Origin of the sequence: Sphingomonas kyeonggiensis (assembly GCF_014204495.1) — a bacterium.
Lineage (GTDB): Bacteria > Pseudomonadota > Alphaproteobacteria > Sphingomonadales > Sphingomonadaceae > Sphingomonas > Sphingomonas kyeonggiensis_A.
The window spans coordinates 208,345-229,183 of the sequence record NZ_JACHLN010000004.1; the positions used below are offsets into that span (position 1 = coordinate 208,345).

Genomic DNA, 20,839 nt, shown 5'->3' on the forward strand with positions numbered 1-20,839 from the left:
TCCCAATGAGCAAGCACGACAATTTCGAACCGCACCACGCCTCATCACCCACCGACCATGTCCTGAACGAACTGCAACTTCACGGCTATCGGCCCTTCTCTGACGAGCCCGACCAGCGCCTCCTTCCAGACGGCAACGCAGTCGCGGGCGCGGTTGCCGATATCTTCGACGCCCTAATCGTCACGCTCGAGGACACGCGCCTCGAACCCGACCTCGACGATCTCCTCTGGTCGACGGTCAACGTCTTCCACCGCGCCACCGAACGGATCGGCCGGGAACTGGACGACAACGAGCAAGCCCAGAAGCGCGGGCAGCGTGAACAGGACGGCAGCGAGGTGAAGTCGGTCGAACTCGAGCGCCTGATCGCCGAGGGCCAGACCCTGATCGAACGCCAGAACGCCTTCGAGCTGATGCGCGACCAGGCCGCCGAACACTACGAACGCCACGTCGGCAAGGTTTGGCTCCCGCGCAGCGGATCGAAGGTCAATCATCGCAACCTGACCTCGGCGATGATCGACAGCCGCGATTTCCTGATGGCAAAGAAGCGCGCCGACCAAGAGGTGCTCCTGCCACCCGGCCCGAAGATCGTCGTCACCGGCGGGCTCGACTACGACGATCACCGGCTGATCTGGGCCAAGCTCGACCAGGTTCACGAGAAGCATCCCGACATGGTGCTGATCCACGGCAAGTCGCCGAAGGGCACCGAGAAGATCGCCTCGCTCTGGGCGATGAACCGCAATGTGCCGCAAATTGGCTTCGCGCCCGACTGGATGAAGCACGGCCGCGCAGCGCCGTTCAAGCGCAACGACGAAATGCTGCAAATCGTGCCGAAGGGCGTGATGCACTTCCCGGGCACCGGTATCCACGACAACCTCGCCGACAAGGCCAAGAAGCTCGGCATCCCGGTCTGGAAGTTCGGCGGCGCGTGAGCGCCGCCTAGCTCAAGTCGATCTTCCAGAATCTCAGCACGTCCTCAACCTCAGCCTTTGGGTAATGGAGATAGTCGGCATTGGCCAAATCGGATCGCATCTTCGACTTGCGCTTCGCAATCTCACGCTCAACGCGCTGCGTGAACGGTGCAGTGCCCGGCGGCAGGATGCCCGGGCGATCGGGGCTCGGCCAGCTCTTGGGGTAATCGGACGGCGTCCAACCTGATCGAACCTGTTCCGCCTGCGGCTGCACGGATTCGTGCTCACACGCCCACCCGTAGAGATGGAACGAGCAGACCCGCAGCATCGCCTTGATCTCGGGAATCGTGTCGGTGAAGCCCTTCAGCGAGGTTGGCAACCACACCATGTTCGCGACGCACGAGAAATAGCGAGGGTCCTGCACGACATTGCTGCGCTGAGCGAAAGACGGATCGTCGTAGCCCCAGATGTGGCAGACGGTCCAATTCTTAGGCTTGGGGGCAGCCACATCGAGCGCAGCCACATCGAGCGCAGCCACCAGTGCATTGAGCGCCGCCACGTTACCCTCGAACTTCTCGGCGGTTACGCCCGTCGCCTTCCGCGTGTTGCTATATCGGCGAGACCAACCGGAATCGTAGAGCGGGCGACCTCGCGCCGTGTGCGGCGCCCACACCGGCAGCGCGCGGAAAGTGTCCGGATGAACCCACCGCGCGGTTCGCTCAATCAGCTCGACGATTGCGGGAATGTCGGCCCGCAGCGCCTCGTTGCCGTCAGGCACATGAAATCCACTCGCCACAAGTCCCCCGCCGTCATTGTAGCCTCGGCTGCGCGAGACGTCCGGCTGAAGTCTTGGCACCTGGGCTGTTGAGATATTCATCGACTACCATTTCGGACCGGCTGACACACCCCCGCCTATCTGCGCTGACCCTTGGTCCGACTGATCGCTTGACGCCATCAACCCGTGAAGGGTCGGCTATGCGAGCATGCCGCCGCTACGGCTGCGCCTGCGCGGTGATTGCAGCGCTCAGTCCGACACATCGGGCGCCTGTCAGCGGGGGGATGGTCCTCCGCTCGGAACAGGAGCCGGATCGATGTCCCTCAACGACGCCCACGCCTTCGCCTTCAGCCTCGCCACCACGCTGATGGCCGCCATCATCATCTTCCAGGCCGGCGACGGCACGCTGTCGGTCACGCCCGCCAGCGAATATGACGGCGACACCGCCGCGATCGTCCATGAGATCGATCCCTTCGCCCCCTGACTGGGGCGAGCCAGTTGCCCGAGCGAAAATCGCCGACGATTTCCGCTCCCGGCGCGCGCGCACTTGCGCTATGCTTTGGATGCGCCGTGGTGGTGGTGGAAGGCGCGACCGTCAGACCTTGCCCTTACGGAGGCCACCACCATGATCATCCTCGCAATACTTGCATCCCTCGCAGTGATAGGCCTGCTTTGCTGGCTGCTGTACACGCTGGCTGTCTTCGCGTTGCCGACGTTTGTCGGCGTGACCGCGGGCGCCTGGGCGCATGGCACGGGAGCCGGCATTCCCGGCGCCTTCCTCGTCGGCGCCGTCGCGGCCGCCATCACGCTGGCGGCCGGGCACCTGCTCATCACCTTCGTTCGGCCCATGTGGCTGAAGCTGATCGTGGCTGCAGCCTTCGCCGCGCCGGCGACGATCGCGGGCTTCCATGCGACCCATGGGATCGTGAAGCACCTCATGCCGTCCGACGCATGGCAGATCGCATTCTCCACCGTCGGCGCGGTGGCGGTCGGCATCACCGCCTTCGTGCGGGTCGCGGGAATGGCGGCGGCCCCGGGCCCGTCCGGCCGGGACCTTGCGCGGGCCTGATCTTCGTCATCGCCGTCAGGAAGTCAGAGCAGCGGGCGCGGTCGCCCCCGTCGTCTTATGTCGGAGCGATGGGGCGTATGTGGCCCGGATCGACGCTGGGGCCCGGAAAAGCGGGCCTCGTTGGAGCGCTGCTTGGGCGGGTCATGTCTCGCGGGCGCATCGGACGTCCGAGGCGGCGATCTCCGTGGGGCCGTGGATGGCCGGAATGCGGCAGCGTCGACCTGGCGGGAGGAGACGATGCCGATGAGCATTGCCGTGACGCTGGTTTGCCGATGCGGGCGGGCCGCCATCTGCTCCGCTCACTGACCGTGCCTCGACTGCTCCAAACGGCCTCTTCAATGGCCTGACCTGGCCGAAGGCCGGCTGCGCCTCGATCGCCTATGACGCAACAGCCGCGTCAAACTTTCTTCCCCTGCCGGCTGCGCCGCCATTCCTCGCGAGACAAGAAAGCCCTCCTTGGCTGTCAGGCCCCTTCGGGGTGCGCCGTCGATCGCCTCCGGCCAACCGATCGCCATCGAGGCCGCAATGGTGCGGGCTCGGGAACGGAAAACGGAGACTTACAATGGCGACCATCGGCACCTTCAAGAAGACCGGCTCGAACGAGTTCACCGGCGAAATCGTCACCCTCAGCGTCCAGGCCAAGAACGTGCGCATTGTCCCCGACCAGCGCGCCACCGGCGAGAACGCCCCCAGCCACCGGGTCCTGGTCGGCCGCGCCGAGATCGGCGCCGCCTGGTCCAAGCGCTCCAACGAGGGCCGCGACTATCTGGGCCTCAAGCTCGACGATCCGAGCTTCAACGCCCCGATCTACGCCAACCTCTTCGACGACGAGGAAGGCGACACCTCCTCGCTGATCTGGTCCCGTCCCAGCGGGCGGCGCGGCGACTGAGGCCCCGCGCAAGGCCCCGGCCGAAAGGCCGGGGCCTTCGACGTCCGGGGCGACCGAATCAGTTCGCCGGAATCCCAGGTTGACAGCAGCAAAGAGACGGACTTTCGCCTCGCCAAGTCTGTCAAAGGCGACTATTATAGTCGTTTTCGTAGCGTGCGAAGTCCGAACTGTAGGAGGTGGTCATGCATGATCACCGCCCGACAATCACGGGCCGCCCGCGCGTTACTTGGTTGGAATCAGGAGACGCTCGCTGACAAGGCCCTGGTATCGCTGACCGCTCTCAAGCGCGTCGAATCCGAAAGCGGACTCGGCGTGCATGAGTCAACACGCGACCAGGTCCGCAGAGCGCTTGAGGAGGCTGGAATAGTCCTCCTCAACTCCGATCAGGGCGAAGGGGTGATGATTGTCCGAAAAGATCGTCAGCGACAGACGGTGCGGGCCTGAATTCGACACGACCGCAGTACCTCGCCGTCTTTACGCTATCACCGTCGTGCAAACTCGATCCACTTCGGATATGACCCCGATGGGGGATGTTAACTATGAGCATTGAATCTGATTTCCTCGACCGACCGCCGACGGATGCGCGGCTGACTGACTATGATCGCGCACATCTCGCGACCTACCTCCGCCTCCTCGACGCGGAAAACGAAGGCGCCGGCTGGCAAGAAGTGGCTCAGATCATCTTCGGCATCGACCCGAAGAGCGAACGTGCGCGCGCCGAGCTCGTGTATCAAAGTCATCTCGCACGGGCTCATTGGATGACCCAAAATGGATTTCGCGACCTTATCCGGTCCAGTCTTCATTAACTCTGTTGCGCTCGGTGATGCAATTCTTGCATCACCTGTGTTGATCTTCGGGCTTCCCAAATAGCCGCTCAACCGAGAATCGTTCTCGCTTTACAGTCCTCGCCTTCAGCGAGGGATGGGAGGCCATATGATGCCGGAGCAAGGCACATGGCGGATCTCAACCGCCTACGACTATGTAAATGAACTCGACGCTCCGGACTTGGCCTGGGAATTTCTGAGGCGCAATCCCGAGTATCAGCAAGACTACACGCGGCTGAAGCAAGAGGGCCTCCAAGAAGATCAGGCCGAGGCAGCACTTTGCGACAAATGGGGGTTATCTTTTCGCGGTCGACCCCGACCTTCCTGCGCCGAACGCCAACGCCACGTGGACGCCGATCGCCGATCCTTGGATGCTGATCCTGCAGGCGCTCCCGACTTGGATTGCACCCGCGTCGGCGGCTGAGAACGAGACACCGACGATTGCTGCGTCTGGCGGCGACGCGCGTATCAGAGTCGGAGACGAGATCGTCCGTGCGCGACGCATCGGCCTCGGCGCTGCCGAGCCGCCCCGTGCCGCGCTTGTTCTTCTCGACGAGGCCACCCCGGACCGGCTGGAGGCGATCGCCCGCTACTGGCGCGGCTTGCGCGAGCCGCCGGCACTTCCGGACCCGCGCGTGACGCCACAGCGGCGGCAGCGTCTGCGACAGATGCTTCGCGCGGTCGATGCGCGCCTCGAACGCGAGAGCTACCGCGGCATCGCGGTCGTCCTCTTCTCACGGCATCACATCGAGGCGGCGTCCTGGGCGGGCGACGCTCTGCGCGAGACGACCATCCGTCTCGCCCGCGATGGCATGAAGCTCGTCCACGGCGGCTATCGCGACCTCCTCAAACGCCCCCGCAAACCCTAGCGACGCATGCCCTGCTAAGGGGTGTCGATTTCTCCGGGAAATCTTCGACATCGTGCATCGCGCCTGAGCGAACGACCGTGCGCTGGAACCGCCGCCGACATCCGGCGCCCCCCCAGCACCACACGGAGCTTCGATCATGGCCGAAAGCGCGACCGTCCACGTTCCCCCACGCTACTTGCGCACGCCGGAAGCGGCGCGCTTCCTCGGCCTGTCCGGCCGCACGCTTGAAAAGCATCGCACCTACGGCACCGGCCCAGCCTTCAAGAAACTCGGCGGCCGCGTCGTCTACGCGATCGCAGACCTGCAGGCTTGGGCCAATCGCGGCACCAAGAACTCAACGGCCGACAGCGACACAATCCTGCCGGCCAAACGTCACGACACGACCGGCGCGGCGGGCAGCCACGCGCCGCAACGCTGAGCCGATCTCGGATGTTGCCGCGCCATCACAGCAGCGAACGCGAGCAGCTCGATCTCTTCCGGGCGCTCCCCGGCGATCTCGCGCCGCGCGACGCGCAGGACCTGATGGCGTACCCGTTCTTCGCGCTCGGCAAGTCGAAACGGCTGGCGCCGATCGACTTCAAGGCCGGCTCCATCGTCATCCGCGTCGAAGCCGTCCCCGAGCACGGCATGGCCACCATCTGGGATGCCGACGTGCTGATCTGGGCCGCCTCCCAGATCGTCGAGGCGCGCGATCACGGCCTACGGCCGTCGCGCCTGATGGCGACCACCCCCTACGAAATCCTGCAGTTCATCGGTCGCGGCGTCAGCCTGCGCGACTACGACCGATTGAAGGCCGCGCTCGACCGGCTCCAGTCGACGACGGTGGCGACATCGATCCGTCAGCCGACTGAACGGCGGCTGCACCGCTTCTCCTGGATCAACGAGTGGAAGGAACGAGCGGACGCCAGAGGCCGCCCGCTCGGCCTCGAGCTGATCGTGCCGGACTGGTTCTACGCCGCCGTTCTCGACGACGCGCTCGTGCTGACGATCGACCGCGATTATTTCGGCCTGACCGGCGGCCTGGAGCGCTGGCTCTATCGCCTGGTGCGCAAGCACGGCGGTCGCCAAGAGTTCGGCTGGAGCTTCGATTTCCCGCATCTCCACGCGAAGTCCGGCAGCCTCTCGCCGCTCAAGCATTTCGCCTACGACCTGCGCGACATCGTCCGCCGACAGCCGTTGCCGGGCTACCGCCTGACCATCGAGCAGTGCCTCGGCGGCCCCGAAATCCTCTCCTTCAAACCCATCGACCCGAACGCGCTCGGCATCCCCCGCCGGCGCCGCCGCTCGACCAAGCGCCCTGGGGATAAGCTGTGAATCGTCTCGTGCTATCAGGGACCGGACCCATCGTGCCATCGGGGACGCGATCCTCGTGCTATCGGGGACCGGAATCGGCGAATCCACTCGCTGAATCAGCAGCTTGCGAGCCCCGTAACTTCTCTAACCTAGATTCCTTCGGAATCTTTCTAACGCAAACCGCATTTTCGGCCGCTGTGGACGAGTCCCCGATCGCCGGGAGACCGTCATGATCGTCGCGCTGCTCAACCAGAAAGGCGGCGTCGGCAAGACGACGATCGCACTCCATCTCGCCGGCGAATGGGCACAGCGTGGCCACCGCGTCACGCTTATCGACGCTGACCCACAAGGCTCGGCTCTCGATTGGTCGCAGCAGCGGGCGCGCGAAAGCCTCCCGCGGCTTTTCGGCGTCGTCGGCCTGGCGCGCGATACTCTCCATCGCGAGGCTTCGGAGATCGCCCGCGACGTCGACCACGTCATCATCGACGGGCCGCCGCGCGTCGCCGGGCTGATGCGCTCAGCGCTGCTCGCCGCCGACCTGGTGCTGATCCCGGTGCAGCCTTCGCCCTTCGACGGTTGGGCATCGGCCGAGATGCTGTCGTTGCTCGGCGAAGCGCGCATCTACCGCCCTCAGCTCATCGCGCGGTTCGTCCTCAATCGCTGCGCTGCGCGCACCGTCATCGCCCGCGAGACGGCCGAGACGCTGGCCGATCACGATCCGCCGCTGCTCGCCGCCACGATCGGCCAGCGCGTCGCCTTCGCCGACACGGCGCAAAGCGGCCGTCTCGTCGGCGAGCTGGACCGCGACAGTCCCGCCGCTCGCGAGATCGCCGCGCTCGCCACCGAGATCGCGAGGATCTCGCGATGACCGCGTCTCCTCCGAAACGCGGCTTCGCCACGCGGCCAGGCGATCCCGAAACCTGGATCAAGGCCGCCGACGCGACCCCGGTGCGGGCCGCCGACCCCGCTGTCTATTCAGCGCGCCTGACGATCGACGTCACGCCCGACCAGCGCGCCCGCATCAAGATCGCCGCCTTCGGCCGCGGCGTTACGGTCGCCGACATGCTGCGCGAGCTGCTCGCGCGCGAATTCCCTCAAAGAACTGGAGACGCGACATGACCGGCGCCGCCGCCATCCATGCGCGCGGCGAGCCGAGACCGGCCGCGCCGCCGCCCCACGACCTGACAGAAGTCGAACTCACCTGGATCGAGAAGCGCATCGAGAACTGGATCAGGTTCGGTCGCGAGGTCGGCGAACAGATCCTCGACCGCCGTCGGCGCGTGCTGCGCTTTGCGCCAGGCAGCGTGTTCGGCTTCGTGCGCTGGGCCGCCAACGACTACGGGACCATCGCCTCGCATCTCGATGTGCTGCGCGCCACGCGCGCCGGCGAACCGCAGCAGACCGTGCCGTGCGTGCGCCCCGGCGGCGACATCCTGCTGAAGGTCGAGGGTTGGCCCAAGGTCGAGCGCGTGCTGCAGATGATCGATGCGATCGAGGCGATTGGCATCGATCCGAGCGACGTCTCTCCCGATCATTGGCGGCACGTCCACAACCGGATGACCGCCGGCGAGCAGCCGCGATCCTACACGGCCGAGCACCACAAGGCCTTCCTCCTGCGGCGGAGGGCCGGATCATGAGCCGCTTCGGCTACGTCATGGTCACCTATGTCCTGACCATGGGAATGGCGATCACAGCCTTCGTCGATTTCCCGAAGAAGTTGATCTGGAACGCGTCGGCGAGCACGCCGATCGGGCTCTACAGCATCGCGCCGGCCGACCGCTTCGAGGTCACCGATCTCGTTGCCGTCCGCGCGCCGGAACCGCTCGCCGCCTTCATGGTCGAGCGCGGCTATATCGGCCGCGGCGTGCCTTTGATGAAGCGGGTCGCGGGCGTTCCCGGGCAACAGGTCTGCCGCCGCGATCACGCTATCACCGTCGACGGCGTGCCGATGGGCGATGCGCTCGACCGCGACCATATCGGCCGCCCGCTGCCCGTCTGGGAGGGCTGCCGCCGCATCGCCGAGGGCGAGCTTTTCCTGATGAACTGGTCGGTCCGCGACAGCCTCGACGGCCGCTATTTCGGGCCGCTGCCGACCAGCGACGTGATCGGCCGAGCGACGCCGCTCTGGACCAATGAGCACGGCGACGGCCGCTACGTGTGGCGCGCGCCGACCCGCTGAACCGCCGCTTCCAACCCCCAACCGAAGGAGAAGACCATGACCCAGATCGGCCAATTCACCCGCACCAAGTCCGGCTATTCCGGGCGGCTTACCGCGCTCGGCATCGACGCCGAACTCGCCTTCGTTCCGGCCGAGCCGTCCGAAGCCGAGAACGCGCCGGACTACCGTGCCCTGCTGGGCGGCGAGGACGGCATCGAGATCGGTGCCGGCTGGAAGCATGTCGGCGAGCGCGCCGGCGACTACGTCTCCGTGCAGCTCGACAGCCCGCTGTTTCCGCGCCCGCTGCGCGCCAATCTCTTCCGTTCGGGCGACGACAATGCCGCCTGGGGCCTGCACTGGTCGCGGCCCGCCAAGCCGCGCAAGGAGGACTGATCGGTGCGCGCCCCGCATCGATCGCAGCAGCGCTGGGGCGACACGCGGAAACCCCGTGTCGCCGACCGGCTGCTCCTCCTTCTCCTTTCCGGCCTGTCCCTTGCCGCCGCACCGATGTCGCTGGGGCACGCTCAAACCGTGTCGCCCGTCCCGGCCGAGGCGAGCGCGCCGTTCGCCGCCTTCGTGGCAGAGGCGTCGCAGCGCTTCGGCATTCCAGTCGCCTGGATTCGGGCCCTCATGCGCGTCGAAAGCGCCAACGACGTGCGCGCGGTCTCGCCCAAGGGCGCGATGGGACTGATGCAAATTATGCCCGACACCTGGGCCTATCTCCGCGCACGTCACCGGCTCAGCAGCGACCCGTTCGATCCGCGCGATAACATCATCGCGGGCACGGCCTACATGCGCGAACTCTATAATCGTTACGGGGCGCCGGGCTTTCTCGCGGCCTACAATGCGGGGCCCGGACGGTACGACGAGCACCTCGCGAACGGCCGTCCGTTGCCCGCCGAGACGCGCGCCTATGTCGCCCATCTCGCACCCCTAGTCGGCGGCGAACCATCTGCGGCCGTTGTCACTGTCGCCGCCGCCGATCCGCTGGCCTGGACACGAGCGCCGCTCTTCATCGGTGCCCCGGATCGCGGTCCGGGCGCAGGTCCGACGCAGGCGGATGCGCAGCCTCGCGACGGCGACAATGCAGCCCAACTGCGCCACGCGTCGGACGATGCGAACCCGACCGGCGGCCTGTTCGTCTCCCGGCAAGAGCCTGCAGGCCCGCGATGACTGTCTCACCCGTCAATCGCAGCATGGCGAACCCCAGCGCAGATTGGAGGGCGTTGGGAGGGAGCCCCGCAAGCACAACCGCACGATGGCAGGATAAAAGGGCGCGATGTGCGCCTTGGTTCGGTTGTGCTTTTTCAACGACTTATGCCGCGATTTCGCGAGGCGCGCCTGATCGGCGCAGCCTGCGCTCCGGCGCTTCCATCAACAAAATCATCGGCTTCGCGCGATGTGCGGGGCCTCAGCCGTGACCGACGAGAACGAATTCCGCATCCGGCCCGGCCGCATCCGCTCGACCAGCGCCCAGCGGGTGCGGCCCTTCATCGCCCAGGCCCTTGCCGCCGCCCAACGGGCCGGCGGCAGCGTCTCCCGGCAAGGGAAGATCGGGCCTGGGGCGCGCTCCCGCTTCGGGCGGGGCCAGCGGGCCTCGATCCAGGCGAACCGCCTGATCACCGCGCGCTCGCGCGGTGCGGTGATCAAGGCGCGCGTGGTCCGCCATGGCGGCCGCAACGCCCCGCTCGGGACCCATCTCAACTATCTGCGCCGCGACGGCGTCACCCGAGATGGGGAGAAGGCGCGTCTGTTCGGCCCCGGCGGTGACGATGTCGACGCCAAGGATTTCGCCGAGCGCGCCGAGGGCGACCGCCACCACTTCCGTTTCATCGTCAGCCCGGACGACGCGGTGGAGATGTCCGACCTCAAGGGCTTCGCCCGCGAGCTGGTCGGCCAGATGGAGAAGGATCTCGGCACCCGGCTCGAATGGGTGGCGGTCGATCACTGGAACACCGAGCATCCGCATGTCCACCTGATCGTTCGCGGCGTTCGCGATGACGGCCAGGACCTGGTCATCTCGCGCGATTATATAAAGGAGGGCATGCGCGACCGGGCGCGCGATCTCATCACCCGCGAGCTGGGGCCGCGCACCGATCAGGAGATCCGGCGCACGCTCGAACGCCAGATCGACACCGATCGCTGGACCAACCTCGATCGCCAGCTCGCCCGCGATGCCTATCGCACCGGCGTCATCGATCTCGCCCCGCATCCAGATCGTCAGCCCGACGAATTCCATGCACTCAAGGTCGGGCGGCTTCGTAAGCTGGAGGGGCTCGGGCTCGCCGACGAAATCGGCCCCGGCCAGTGGACGATCTCGGAGAAGGCCGAGGCGACGCTGCGCGAACTCGGCGAGCGTGGCGACATCATCAAGCGTATCCACCATGGCCTGACCGAGCGCGGCATCGAGCGCGGCGCGGCGGGCTACGTGCTCGCTTCCGAGAGCCTCAGCGACCCGGTTATCGGCCGCCTGGTCGCCCGTGGCCTCGACGACGAGCTGAAGGGCACGGCGTTTGCCGTCGTCGACGGCGTCGATGGACGGTCCCATCATATCAAGCTGCCTGACCTCGACGCGGCCGGCGACAGTGCGCCGGGCTCGATCGTCGAGTTGCGCAAGTTCGACGATGCACAGGGCCGTCGACGCGTCGCGATCGCCGTGCGATCCGATCTCGACATCGAGCGGCAGGTCACCGCGACCGGGGCGACCTGGCTCGACCGGCAGGCTATCGCGCGCGAGCCCGTAGCGCTCGGCGGCGGCTTCGGCGCCGAGGTGCGCGACGCCATGGATCGCCGCGCCGAACACCTGGTCAGCCAGGGCCTCGCCGAGCGGCAGAAGCGCGGCGTCAACTTCCAGCCCGGCTTGATTGACACGCTGCGCCGGCGCGAGCTGCACGCGGCCGCCACGCGGATTGCCGCCGAGACCAGCCGACCCCAGGTCAAGCCGGAGAGCGGCGAGTACGTCACCGGCACCTATCAGCGGCGCCTCACGCTCGCGACCGGCCGCTTCGCCATGATCGACGACGGCCTCGGCTTCAGTCTCGTGCCGTGGACACCGTCGCTCGAAAAGCAGCTCGGCCGCCATGTCTCGGGCGTTGCCCGCAGCGACGGCGGCATCGACTGGAGCTTTGGCCGCAAGCGGGGGCTCGGACTGTGATCGCCCTATGCGTCGCCACCGACATCGATGGTGATCGTGATGGCGGTCGAAATCGGCGCCGACCGTTCATAGAGAAGCGCCCGGAGGTTCTGGTCACTTAGGTCCTCGAACAGGCGGCCTTGTCGGCATTTCAACACTTCGTCGGCGACGAAGCGCTCCAACCGCCAGCCGAGGGTGGAGGTCGGATCAAGCGGGTCGAAGGGCGAGCCCGCCTTGATATCGCTCACGGATGGCGACCGACCTTTGACGAGCCCCCGCATCACGGCATGAACATGATCTGCCGGCACCACGCGGCAACCGACGTCGTTCCCGCCTTCGGGCAGACGGCCGTCCAGGATCGGATATGCCGTCTGAAATGGAAGCGACACTGGATTGTAGAACCCGTAGTAAACCGGAATGCCGCGTAGCTCGAAGTATTCATCGATATGGTCGATCTGCCGGTGGCCAGCCCCCGTCGCCTGATATGCTGACGTGAGGTCAAAGCCGAATACGCGCTGCGAGGAGATCGGCACCAATCGATCGGTCCTGTCCGCCAATCGGCCAATGCCAATTCGATAATCAGACTCGTCGATCGGCGCGACGGGAATTTCCTTGGAATAAAGCCGCTTCGTTTGGAGAAGCGCGACTTTGCGTGCGACGAGATTGCCGCGGCGACGCAGTAGCACGAAGATCGCGATGTCGGCGATCTCCCACCGACCGTGCATCCACCGTCCGCCGAGCCAGTGCGATTCGAGCGACACGCCAACCTGCTCGGCAGCAAAGAACGCCGGCGGGGCAGCCGTAAGCTCCATAACCAAGATGTGGTCGAGCGACTCCTCGTGCATTGAGGGATGGGCGGACATAGCGCGCGAAACCTTCTCGTTCGCCGCGCCAAACACGTTGCGGACATAGTCGATCACGACGTCCGGTATTGCATCAAACGGCGACGCCATCTTCAAATCCCCCCAAGGTGCAGCGCTTGTCTAGCCTGTCGAACATACTGCTTAGGCCGCCGATTTGCACGCCACGGTCGCCGTTTCTGCGATCGATAGTCTCCAGGACTTGAATTTACTTGGTGCTCGCTCCGAACTCCCAGATTTCTTGAGGGGAGCTGGTCGTGTCAGCCACAAAAATACTTTGGGGGCAGATCCTCACCGTCTTCGCCATCGTCCTGCTGACGACCTGGGCTGCCACCCAATGGACGGCATTCAAGCTCGGCTTCCAACCGCAGCTCGGGGCGGCCTGGTTCATGCTCGGCGACTGGCCGGTCTACTATCCGTGGTCCTTCTTCCCGTGGTGGTATTTCTATGATGCGTATGCGCCGCCGATCTTCGTCGAGGGCGCCTATATCGCCGCCTCCGGAGGGTTCATTTCGATCGCGGTTGCGATCGGCATGTCGGTCTGGCGCGCGCGGGAGGCAAAGGACGCCGAGACCTTCGGCTCGGCCCGCTGGGCTCGCACCGACGAGGTGCGCGGAGCCGGTCTGCTCGGCGAGGACGGCGTGGTGCTCGGCAAGTTCGACCACGCTTATCTGAGGCACGACGGGCCCGAGCATGTGCTGTGCTTCGCCCCGACCAGATCGGGCAAGGGCGTCGGCCTTGTGGTTCCATCGCTTCTGACCTGGCCCGGCTCGGCCATCGTCCATGACATCAAGGGCGAGAACTGGACGCTCACCGCCGGCTTCCGCGCCCGTCACGGCCGCGTGCTGCTGTTCGATCCGACCAATGCCAAGTCCTCTGCCTACAATCCGCTGCTCGAGGTGCGCCGCGGCGAATGGGAAGTGCGCGACGTTCAGAACATCGCCGACATCCTGGTCGATCCGGAAGGCTCGCTCGAAAAGCGGAACCACTGGGAGAAGACCAGCCACGCGCTCCTGGTCGGGGCGATCCTACACGTCCTCTATGCCGAGGAGGACAAGACACTCGCTGGCGTTGCCGCATTCCTGTCCGATCCGAAGCGGCCGATCGAGTCGACCTTGGCGGCGATGATGAAGACTGCCCATCTCGGCGAGGTCGGGCCGCACCCGGTCATCGCGTCGGCGGCGCGCGAGCTGCTCAACAAATCCGACAATGAGCGATCGGGCGTGCTCTCGACCGCCATGTCGTTCCTCGGGCTTTACCGCGATCCCGTTGTGGCGGAGGTGACGCGCCGCTGCGACTGGCGCATTGCCGACATCGTCGGGGCTCGGCATCCGACCAGTCTCTACCTGGTCGTGCCGCCGTCCGACATCGCACGGACCAAACCGCTCATCCGGCTGATCCTAAACCAGATCGGCCGACGCCTGACCGAGGACCTGCACGCCAAGGGCAACCGGCATCGGCTGCTCCTCATGCTCGACGAGTTCCCCGCGCTCGGCCGGCTCGACTTCTTTGAATCCGCGTTGGCCTTCATGGCGGGATACGGGCTGAAGAGCTTCCTCATCGCGCAGTCGCTGAATCAGATCGAGAAGGCATATGGCCCGAACAACTCGATCCTCGACAACTGCCACGTTCGCGTCAGCTTCGCGACCAACGACGAACGGACCGCGAAGAGGGTCAGCGACGCACTCGGAACCGCCACCGAGATGCGCGCCATGCGCAACTATGCCGGCCATCGGCTGAGCCCGTGGCTGGGGCACCTGATGGTGTCGCGCTCGGAAACGGCCAGGCCGCTGCTCACGCCCGGCGAGGTGATGCAGCTCCCGCCGGCAGACGAGATCGTCATGGTCGCCGGCACCCCGCCGATCCGGGCGAAGAAGGCGCGCTATTTCGAGGACCGGCGGTTCAAGGAGCGGATCGTCGCGCCGCCGACGATCGCCAAGTCGACCGCGCCGGCCACGGATGACTGGAGCCGGTTGCCGGTTCCGGCCCGCCCAGCCACCGCGCTCGCCGAGGGCGGTGCCGCGGCCGAGGGCGGCGACGAAGATCCGACCGGCTCCGAACGTCGCCATCAGCCCGAGCTGAACCGCGCCGCCCCCACCGAGAAGAAGGCGCCGATCGAGAATGAGTTCGAGGTCGGGCTCGATGACGACGCCGACGAAGATACCGCGCAGATCAGCCGCGCCAACCAGGTGATGCAGGGCGTCGCCCGTCAGGTCTCGCTCGACCCGAACGACGGCATGGAGCTGTGAGACGTCCATGGCCAATCCGTCGAAGAAACAGCGCCTGTCGGTCTATCTCGAACCCGAGGTGATGAAGGCGCTCGCCGCTCACGCCGCCCGCCGCGACCAGTCGCGCTCACTGATCGCCGAGGCCGCAATCGCATCCTTCCTGTCGCCCGACGCGGCCGAGCGGCAGGAAGCGGCCACCACCAAACGCCTCGACCAGCTCGATCGCCGCATGACCCGCTTGGAGCGCGACACGGGGATCTCGGTCGAAATGTTGGCGGTCTTCGTGCGCTTCTGGCTGACCTCGAACCCGCCGCTGCCCGAGCCGGCCCAGGCCGCCGCAAGGGCGCAGGCCAGCGAGCGTTACGACGCCTTCGTCGCCGCTCTCGGCCGCCGACTCGCCAAGGGCCCCAAGCTCCGTCAGGAGATTTCCGAGGACATCGAGCCCGCGCGCGACGCGCGATAAGCAGCGATTGCGGCAACTCAAGTAATCGGCAGTCCCGCCGTTTCCCTGTCTCTGCACGCTACACTGCTACTACGCCCTGACACCTGTTGCCGAGGGCCGATTTCCGGTTCTCTTACTCATCCCCGATCCAGGGGCGGCCTAACGCGGTCCCGCAAAGAACGGGGATGACGTGGCCGTTTCGCACCAGAAATCTGAAGCGATACTTCGAGGCGCCCGCATGTTGCGGACGGCCCTTGGCCCCGCCATCGCCGGATTCCTGAGCGACGCCAGCGTCGTCGAGGTGATGCTCAACCCCGACGGCCGCCTCTGGGTCGACCGGCTTTCAGAGGGGCTGTCGGACACCGGCGAGACGCTGTCGCCCGAGGACGGCGAACGCATCGTGCGCCTGGTCGCGCACCATGTCGGCGCCGAGGTCCATATCGGCAACCCGCGCGTCTCGGCCGAGCTGCCGGAAACGGGAGAGCGGTTCGAGGGCCTGCTTCCGCCCGTCGTGGCGGCCCCGGCCTTCGCCATCCGCAAGCCGGCTGTCGCCGTCTTCACGCTGCAGGATTACGTCGCCGCCGGCATCATGTCGGCCGTGCAGGCCGAGGTCCTGCGCCAGGCCGTCGCCGACCGCCGCAATATCCTGGTCGCCGGCGGCACCTCCACCGGCAAGACCACGCTCACCAACGCGCTGCTCGCCGAGGTCGCCAAGACCTCGGATCGCGTCGTCCTGATCGAGGACACCCGCGAGCTGCAATGCGCCGCTCCCAACCTGGTGGCGATGCGGACCAAGGACGGCGTCGCCACGCTCTCCGATCTGGTCCGCTCCTCGCTGCGCTTGCGGCCCGACCGCATCCCGATCGGCGAGGTGCGCGGCGCAGAAGCCCTCGACCTGCTCAAGGCGTGGGGCACCGGCCATCCCGGCGGTGTCGGCACGATCCACGCCGGCACCGCGCTCGGCGCGCTCCGCCGCCTCGAACAGCTCATCCAGGAAGCCGTCGTCACCGTCCCGCGCGCGCTGATCGCCGAGACGATCGACCTCGTCGCCGTCCTCTCCGGACGCGGCTCGAACCGACGCCTCGCCGAACTCGGCCGCGTCGAGGGGCTCGGCCCCGGCGGCGACTACCGCGTCACCCCCGCAACCCAGCCCCCCGAAGGAGACCCCTCATGATCCGTCATGCCTTGCGCATCCAGCGCCACATCCGCACGGTCGCGGCCGTCGCGTTCGTCAGCCTCGCGCTGGCGCCCGCCGCCCACGCTTCCGGCTCCTCGATGCCATGGGAAGCCCCACTGCAATCGATCCTGGAATCGATCGAGGGCCCGGTCGCCAAGATCCTCGCCGTCATCGTCATCATCGTCACCGGCCTGACGCTCGCTTTCGGCGACACGTCCGGCGGCTTCCGGCGCCTGATCCAGATCGTCTTCGGCCTGTCGATCGCCTTCGCCGCCAGCTCGTTCTTCCTCTCGTTCTTCAGCTTCGGCGGCGGAGCGCTCGTCTGATGGCCGGGCCGATCGAGAGCGGCGGCGACGTGCCGGGGTTCACCGTTCCGGTTCACCGCGCCTTGACCGAGCACATCCTGCTCGGCGGTGCGCCCCGGAGCATCGCCATCCTCAACGGCACGCTCGCCGCCGCGCTCGGTCTCGGCCTGCGCCTCTGGCTGGTGGGCCTCGCGGTCTGGGCCGTCGGCCACTTCGCCGCCGTCTGGGCGGCCAAGCGCGACCCGCAGTTCGTCGACGTCGGACGCCGGCACCTGCGCATCCCCGGCCATCTCGGAGTCTGAGGCCCGCCATGATGAACCTCGCCGAATATCGCCGCACCTCGACCCGGCTCGCCGATTTCCTGCCCTGGGCGGCGCTCGTCGCTCCTGGCGTCGTCCTCAACAAGGACGGCTCGTTCCAGCGCTCGGCGCGCTTTCGTGGTCCCGACCTCGATTCCGCCGTCCAGGCCGAGCTGGTCGCGGTCGCCGGTCGGCTGAACAGCGCCTTCCGCCGCCTCGGCAGCGGATGGGCGATCTTCGTCGAAGCGCAGCGCCACGCCGTTGGCGCCTATCCCGCGAGCCGGTTTCCGGATGCTGCCTCCGCTCTGGTCGATGCCGAGCGCAAGGCGGACTTCGAGGAAGACGCGGCCCATTACGAGTCCAGCTACTTCATCACCTTCGCCTACCTGCCGCCCGCCGAGGACGCCGCCCGCGCCGAAAGCTGGCTCTACGAGGGCAAGGCCGATCGCGGCGTCGACGCGTGGGAGGCGCTGCGCGGTTTCGTCGACCGCACCGACCGCATCCTGCAGCTCGTCGAAGCCTTCATGCCGGAATGCGCCTGGCTCGATGATGTCGAGACACTGACCTATCTGCACTCGACCGTTTCGACCAAGCGCCACCGCGTCCGCGTGCCGGAAACGCCGATGTATCTCGATGCGCTGGTCGCCGATCAGGCGCTCACCGGCGGGCTCGAACCCCGGCTCGGCGAGGCGCATCTGCGTATCCTGACCATCGTCGGCTTTCCCACCGTCACGACGCCGGGTCTGCTCGACGAGCTGAACCGTCTCGCGTTCCCATATCGCTGGTCGACGCGGGCGATCCTGCTCGACAAGACCGACGCCACCAGGCTCGTCACGAAAATCCGGCGGCAGTGGTTCTCGAAGCGCAAGTCGATCGCCGCGATCCTCAAGGAGGTGATGACCAACGAGGCCTCGACACTGGTCGACACCGACGCCGCCAACAAGGCCGCTGATGCGGATCTCGCGCTCCAAGAGCTGGGAGCGGATTTCGCCGGCCAGGCCTATGTCACCGCCACGATTGCCGTCTGGGACAACGATCCACGCATCGCGGCCGAAAAACTGCGGCTCGTCGAGAAGGTCATCCAGGGTCGCGATTTCACGGCGATGCCCGAGGGCATCAACGCGGCCGACGCCTGGCTCGGCTCGCTGCCCGGCCACGTCTACGCCAACGTCCGGCAGCCCCCAATCAGCACATTGAACCTTGCCCATATGATCCCGCTCTCGGCGGTGTGGGCGGGTCCGGAACGGGATGACCATCTCAGTGCGCCCCCCTTGCTGTTCGGCAAGACCGAGGGAAGCACCCCGTTCCGGTTTTCCATCCATGTCGGCGACGTCGGCCATACGCTCGTCGTCGGCCCCACCGGCGCCGGCAAGTCGGTGTTGCTCGCGCTCATGGCGCTGCAATTCCGCCGCTACGCCCGAGCACAGGTCTTCGCCTTCGATTTCGGCGGCTCGATTCGCGCTGCCGCCATCGCCATGGGCGGCGACTGGCATGATCTCGGCGGCGGACTGACCGAGGGCTCGGCCGACAGCGTCTCGCTCCAGCCGCTCTCGCGGATCGACGAAACCGCCGAGCGCGCCTGGGCCGCCGACTGGATCATCGCGATTCTGGCGCGGGAAAGCGTCGCGATCACCCCGGACGTCAAGGAGCTGATCTGGACGGCGCTGACCTCGCTCGCCTCCGCGCCGATCGCCGAGCGCACGATCACCGGGCTCGCGGTGCTGCTCCAGTCGAACGACCTGAAGCAGGCGCTCAGACCCTATTGCGTCGGCGGGCCCTATGGCCGGCTGCTCGACGCCGAGAGCGAGCATCTCGGTGTCGCCACCGTACAGGCGTTCGAGACCGAGGGCCTCATCGGGACCGACGCCGCCCCGGCGGTGCTCGCCTATCTCTTTCATCGCATCGAGGACCGGCTGAACGGCGAGCCGACGCTTATCATCGTCGACGAAGGCTGGCTTGCCCTCGACGACGAGGGCTTCGCCGGCCAGCTCCGCGAGTGGCTGAAGACCCTCAGAAAGAAGAACGCCAGCGTCGTCTTCGCCACGCAGTCGCTCTCCGACATCGACGGTTCGGCGATTGCACCGGCCATTATCGAGAGCTGCCAGACCCGGCTGCTACTGCCGAACGAGCGCGCGATCGAGCCGCAGATCACCGCGATCTATCAGCGCTTCGGGCTCAATTCGCGGCAGATCGAGATCCTCGCGCGGGCGATGCCCAAGCGCGACTACTACTGCCAGTCCCGCCGCGGCAACCGCCTCTTCGAGCTGGGCCTATCAGACGTCGCGCTGGCGCTCTGCGCAGCCTCGTCGAAGACCGACCAGGCCGCCATCGACCGCATCGTCACCGAGCACGGCCGCGACGGCTTCCTCGCCGCCTGGCTGCGCCTGCGCGGCGCGTCCTGGGCGGTCGATCTCATTCCCGATCTCACCAACCTGGAGAGCCTGCCATGAAACTGCGCATTCCCCGCGCGGCGATCGCCGCCGCCGTCCTCGCCATCCCGTTGTCCGCTTCCCCGGTGCTGATCGCCCCGGCCTCGGCGCAATGGATCGTCTATGACCCGACCAATTACGCGTCGAACGTGCTCCAGGCAGCCCGCGCGCTGGAGCAGATCAACAACCAGATCACCAGCCTCCAGAACCAGGCGCAGTCGCTGATCAATCAGGCGCGCAACCTCGCGAACCTGCCGTTCTCCTCGCTCCAGCAGCTCCAGCAGTCGGTCCAGCGGACCCAGCAGCTCCTGCAGCAGGCACAGGGCATCGCCTACAACGTCCAGAACATCGACCAGGCGTTCCGCACGAACTACGGGGCCGGAAGCGCCCCGATGAGCGCGTCCGACCAGCAGCTCGTCGTCCAGGCGAAGGAACGCTGGAACAACACCGTCTCCGGCCTGCAGGACGCCATGCGCGTCCAGGCCGGCGTCGTGGGCAACATCGACACCAACCGCACGCAGATGTCGGCGCTGGTCGGCCAAAGCCAGGGTGCCACCGGCGCGCTGCAGGCGACTCAGGCGGGCAACCAGCTTCTCGCGCTTCAGGCCCAGCAGCTCGCCGATCTTACCGCCGTCGTCTCGGCCAACGGCCGGTCCCAGGCGCTCGCCGAGGCCGAGCGCGCCGCCGCCGCCGAACAGGGCCGCGAGCAGCGCCGCCGTTTCCTGACGCCGGGCTCGGGCTACCAGCCCGGCAACGCGCAGATGTTCCAGAACGGCAACTGAGGGCGCGACGATGGACGGAAAGATCCTCGCACGCATCGGCGCCATCTTCTTCGTGACCTTCGCCGTCACCGCCACCGCCATCGAACTCGCCCGCAAGGACGAGCCGTCGATCTACCGCAGCATCGCGGCGCCTGCGGAAGCGGCGGCCGATCCGCTCAAGGCAGAGCTGCGGCGCTGCCAGCGGCTCGGCGAGGCCGGCACGAGCGACAGCGGCTGCCTGCAGACCTGGGCCGAGAACCGCGACCGCTTCCTCGCCCCGTCGCAGCCCATCCAGCCGCAGCCGGCGCCGCAGGCGCCCGGTCCCCAGGGCACGCCGCTCAACCCACCGCAGCAGCGCGAGCCGGTCGTCGAGACGCCGGCGCCAGCCACCGACTCCCACACGAACGAGGCGCGCTGACA

Annotated in this window: 27 protein-coding genes; 25 read left to right on the top strand and 2 right to left on the bottom strand. The window is 66.9% G+C overall.

The genetic code is table 11. The features are described 5' to 3' along the window. The first annotated feature begins 5 nt into the window (after positions 1-5). Positions 6-929, top strand: coding sequence for a DUF2493 domain-containing protein (locus HNP52_RS19915; protein WP_184169708.1), 924 nt, complete (start codon positions 6-8; stop codon positions 927-929). 7 nt (positions 930-936) lie between these two features. Here the strand turns inward: HNP52_RS19915 and HNP52_RS19920 are convergent, their stop codons facing one another. After that, complete coding sequence (locus HNP52_RS19920) at positions 937-1,686, bottom strand: hypothetical protein (RefSeq protein ID WP_221416575.1); 750 nt, start codon at positions 1,684-1,686, stop codon at positions 937-939. A 313-nt stretch (positions 1,687-1,999) separates the two neighbouring features. Here HNP52_RS19920 and HNP52_RS19925 point away from each other — a divergent pair, with 313 nt between their 5' ends. From HNP52_RS19925 to HNP52_RS19995, 16 genes are all read left to right on the top strand, one after another. Next, positions 2,000-2,167, top strand: a complete 168-nt coding sequence (locus HNP52_RS19925) for a hypothetical protein (RefSeq protein WP_008125146.1) — start codon at positions 2,000-2,002, stop codon at positions 2,165-2,167. Between the two features lie 141 nt (positions 2,168-2,308). Next, entirely contained in the window at positions 2,309-2,752 is a 444-nt protein-coding gene (locus HNP52_RS19930) for a hypothetical protein (RefSeq protein ID WP_184169711.1), read from the top strand. Positions 2,753-3,314: 562 nt separating this feature from the next. Then, positions 3,315-3,641 carry a DUF736 domain-containing protein gene (locus tag HNP52_RS19935; protein ID WP_184169714.1) on the top strand — a complete coding sequence of 109 codons (327 nt, stop codon included), beginning with the start codon at positions 3,315-3,317 and terminating at the stop codon, positions 3,639-3,641. A 186-nt stretch (positions 3,642-3,827) separates the two neighbouring features. Then, entirely contained in the window at positions 3,828-4,085 is a 258-nt protein-coding gene (locus tag HNP52_RS19940; RefSeq protein ID WP_184169717.1) for a hypothetical protein, read from the top strand. Positions 4,086-4,180: 95 nt separating this feature from the next. After that, positions 4,181-4,447, top strand: coding sequence for a DNA -binding domain-containing protein (locus HNP52_RS19945; RefSeq protein WP_184169720.1), 267 nt, complete (start codon positions 4,181-4,183; stop codon positions 4,445-4,447). Between the two features lie 130 nt (positions 4,448-4,577). Next, entirely contained in the window at positions 4,578-4,889 is a 312-nt protein-coding gene (locus HNP52_RS23380) for a transcriptional regulator domain-containing protein (RefSeq protein ID WP_409372662.1), read from the top strand. Then, the gene (locus HNP52_RS19950) at positions 4,837-5,334 is read left to right on the top strand and encodes a DUF2285 domain-containing protein (RefSeq protein ID WP_184169723.1); all 498 of its coding nucleotides are present in this window, start codon (positions 4,837-4,839) and stop codon (positions 5,332-5,334) included. The genes HNP52_RS23380 and HNP52_RS19950 overlap by 53 nt, the downstream gene beginning before the upstream one ends. A 136-nt stretch (positions 5,335-5,470) precedes the next feature. Further along, a complete protein-coding gene (locus tag HNP52_RS19955) occupies positions 5,471-5,752 on the top strand; it encodes an AlpA family transcriptional regulator (RefSeq protein ID WP_184169726.1) in 282 nt (93 codons plus the stop codon). 14 nt (positions 5,753-5,766) lie between these two features. Further along, entirely contained in the window at positions 5,767-6,648 is an 882-nt protein-coding gene (locus tag HNP52_RS19960; RefSeq protein WP_311768528.1) for a replication initiator protein A, read from the top strand. Between the two features lie 208 nt (positions 6,649-6,856). Then, entirely contained in the window at positions 6,857-7,495 is a 639-nt protein-coding gene (gene parA, locus HNP52_RS19965; protein WP_184169732.1) for a ParA family partition ATPase, read from the top strand. Beyond that, the gene (locus tag HNP52_RS19970; protein ID WP_184169735.1) at positions 7,492-7,746 is read left to right on the top strand and encodes a hypothetical protein; all 255 of its coding nucleotides are present in this window, start codon (positions 7,492-7,494) and stop codon (positions 7,744-7,746) included. Before parA ends, HNP52_RS19970 begins: the two co-directional genes overlap by 4 nt. Next, positions 7,743-8,264: a DUF2840 domain-containing protein gene (locus tag HNP52_RS19975; protein ID WP_184169737.1), complete on the top strand. Its 522-nt coding sequence runs from the start codon at positions 7,743-7,745 to the stop codon at positions 8,262-8,264. Before HNP52_RS19970 ends, HNP52_RS19975 begins: the two co-directional genes overlap by 4 nt. Next, entirely contained in the window at positions 8,261-8,806 is a 546-nt protein-coding gene (locus HNP52_RS19980) for a S26 family signal peptidase (RefSeq protein WP_184169740.1), read from the top strand. Before HNP52_RS19975 ends, HNP52_RS19980 begins: the two co-directional genes overlap by 4 nt. A 36-nt stretch (positions 8,807-8,842) precedes the next feature. Then, positions 8,843-9,178 (top strand): DUF736 domain-containing protein, encoded by a 336-nt coding sequence (locus HNP52_RS19985; RefSeq protein WP_184169743.1) that lies wholly within the window; start codon positions 8,843-8,845, stop codon positions 9,176-9,178. Positions 9,179-9,181: 3 nt separating this feature from the next. Next, complete coding sequence (locus tag HNP52_RS19990; protein ID WP_184169746.1) at positions 9,182-9,958, top strand: lytic transglycosylase domain-containing protein; 777 nt, start codon at positions 9,182-9,184, stop codon at positions 9,956-9,958. Positions 9,959-10,202: 244 nt separating this feature from the next. Then, positions 10,203-11,939, top strand: coding sequence for a VirD2 family relaxase/mobilization nuclease (locus HNP52_RS19995; RefSeq protein ID WP_184169749.1), 1,737 nt, complete (start codon positions 10,203-10,205; stop codon positions 11,937-11,939). Between the two features lie 5 nt (positions 11,940-11,944). Here the strand turns inward: HNP52_RS19995 and HNP52_RS20000 are convergent, their stop codons facing one another. Further along, on the bottom strand, positions 11,945-12,871 hold the full coding sequence (locus tag HNP52_RS20000) for a hypothetical protein (RefSeq protein ID WP_184169752.1): 927 nt from the start codon (positions 12,869-12,871) through the stop codon (positions 11,945-11,947). Positions 12,872-13,035: 164 nt separating this feature from the next. Here HNP52_RS20000 and HNP52_RS20005 point away from each other — a divergent pair, with 164 nt between their 5' ends. The 8 genes from HNP52_RS20005 (at position 13,036) to trbK-alt (ending at position 20,837) form a co-directional block, all read left to right on the top strand. Continuing rightward, a complete protein-coding gene (locus HNP52_RS20005) occupies positions 13,036-15,027 on the top strand; it encodes a conjugal transfer protein TraG (RefSeq protein WP_184169755.1) in 1,992 nt (663 codons plus the stop codon). A gap of 7 nt (positions 15,028-15,034) precedes the next feature. Continuing rightward, positions 15,035-15,469: a ribbon-helix-helix protein, CopG family gene (locus tag HNP52_RS20010; RefSeq protein ID WP_184169758.1), complete on the top strand. Its 435-nt coding sequence runs from the start codon at positions 15,035-15,037 to the stop codon at positions 15,467-15,469. A 217-nt stretch (positions 15,470-15,686) separates the two neighbouring features. Continuing rightward, the gene (gene trbB / locus HNP52_RS20015) at positions 15,687-16,622 is read left to right on the top strand and encodes a P-type conjugative transfer ATPase TrbB (protein ID WP_221416578.1); all 936 of its coding nucleotides are present in this window, start codon (positions 15,687-15,689) and stop codon (positions 16,620-16,622) included. Continuing rightward, positions 16,619-16,951, top strand: coding sequence for a TrbC/VirB2 family protein (locus tag HNP52_RS20020; protein ID WP_184169764.1), 333 nt, complete (start codon positions 16,619-16,621; stop codon positions 16,949-16,951). Before trbB ends, HNP52_RS20020 begins: the two co-directional genes overlap by 4 nt. Further along, complete coding sequence (locus HNP52_RS20025; RefSeq protein ID WP_058457578.1) at positions 16,951-17,232, top strand: VirB3 family type IV secretion system protein; 282 nt, start codon at positions 16,951-16,953, stop codon at positions 17,230-17,232. The genes HNP52_RS20020 and HNP52_RS20025 overlap by 1 nt, the downstream gene beginning before the upstream one ends. 8 nt (positions 17,233-17,240) lie before the next feature. After that, the gene (gene trbE, locus HNP52_RS20030; RefSeq protein ID WP_184169767.1) at positions 17,241-19,679 is read left to right on the top strand and encodes a conjugal transfer protein TrbE; all 2,439 of its coding nucleotides are present in this window, start codon (positions 17,241-17,243) and stop codon (positions 19,677-19,679) included. Next, complete coding sequence (gene trbJ, locus HNP52_RS20035) at positions 19,676-20,440, top strand: P-type conjugative transfer protein TrbJ (protein ID WP_184169770.1); 765 nt, start codon at positions 19,676-19,678, stop codon at positions 20,438-20,440. The genes trbE and trbJ overlap by 4 nt, the downstream gene beginning before the upstream one ends. 10 nt (positions 20,441-20,450) lie before the next feature. Continuing rightward, positions 20,451-20,837: a putative entry exclusion protein TrbK-alt gene (gene trbK-alt / locus HNP52_RS20040; RefSeq protein WP_184169773.1), complete on the top strand. Its 387-nt coding sequence runs from the start codon at positions 20,451-20,453 to the stop codon at positions 20,835-20,837. The last annotated feature ends 2 nt before the right edge of the window (positions 20,838-20,839 follow it).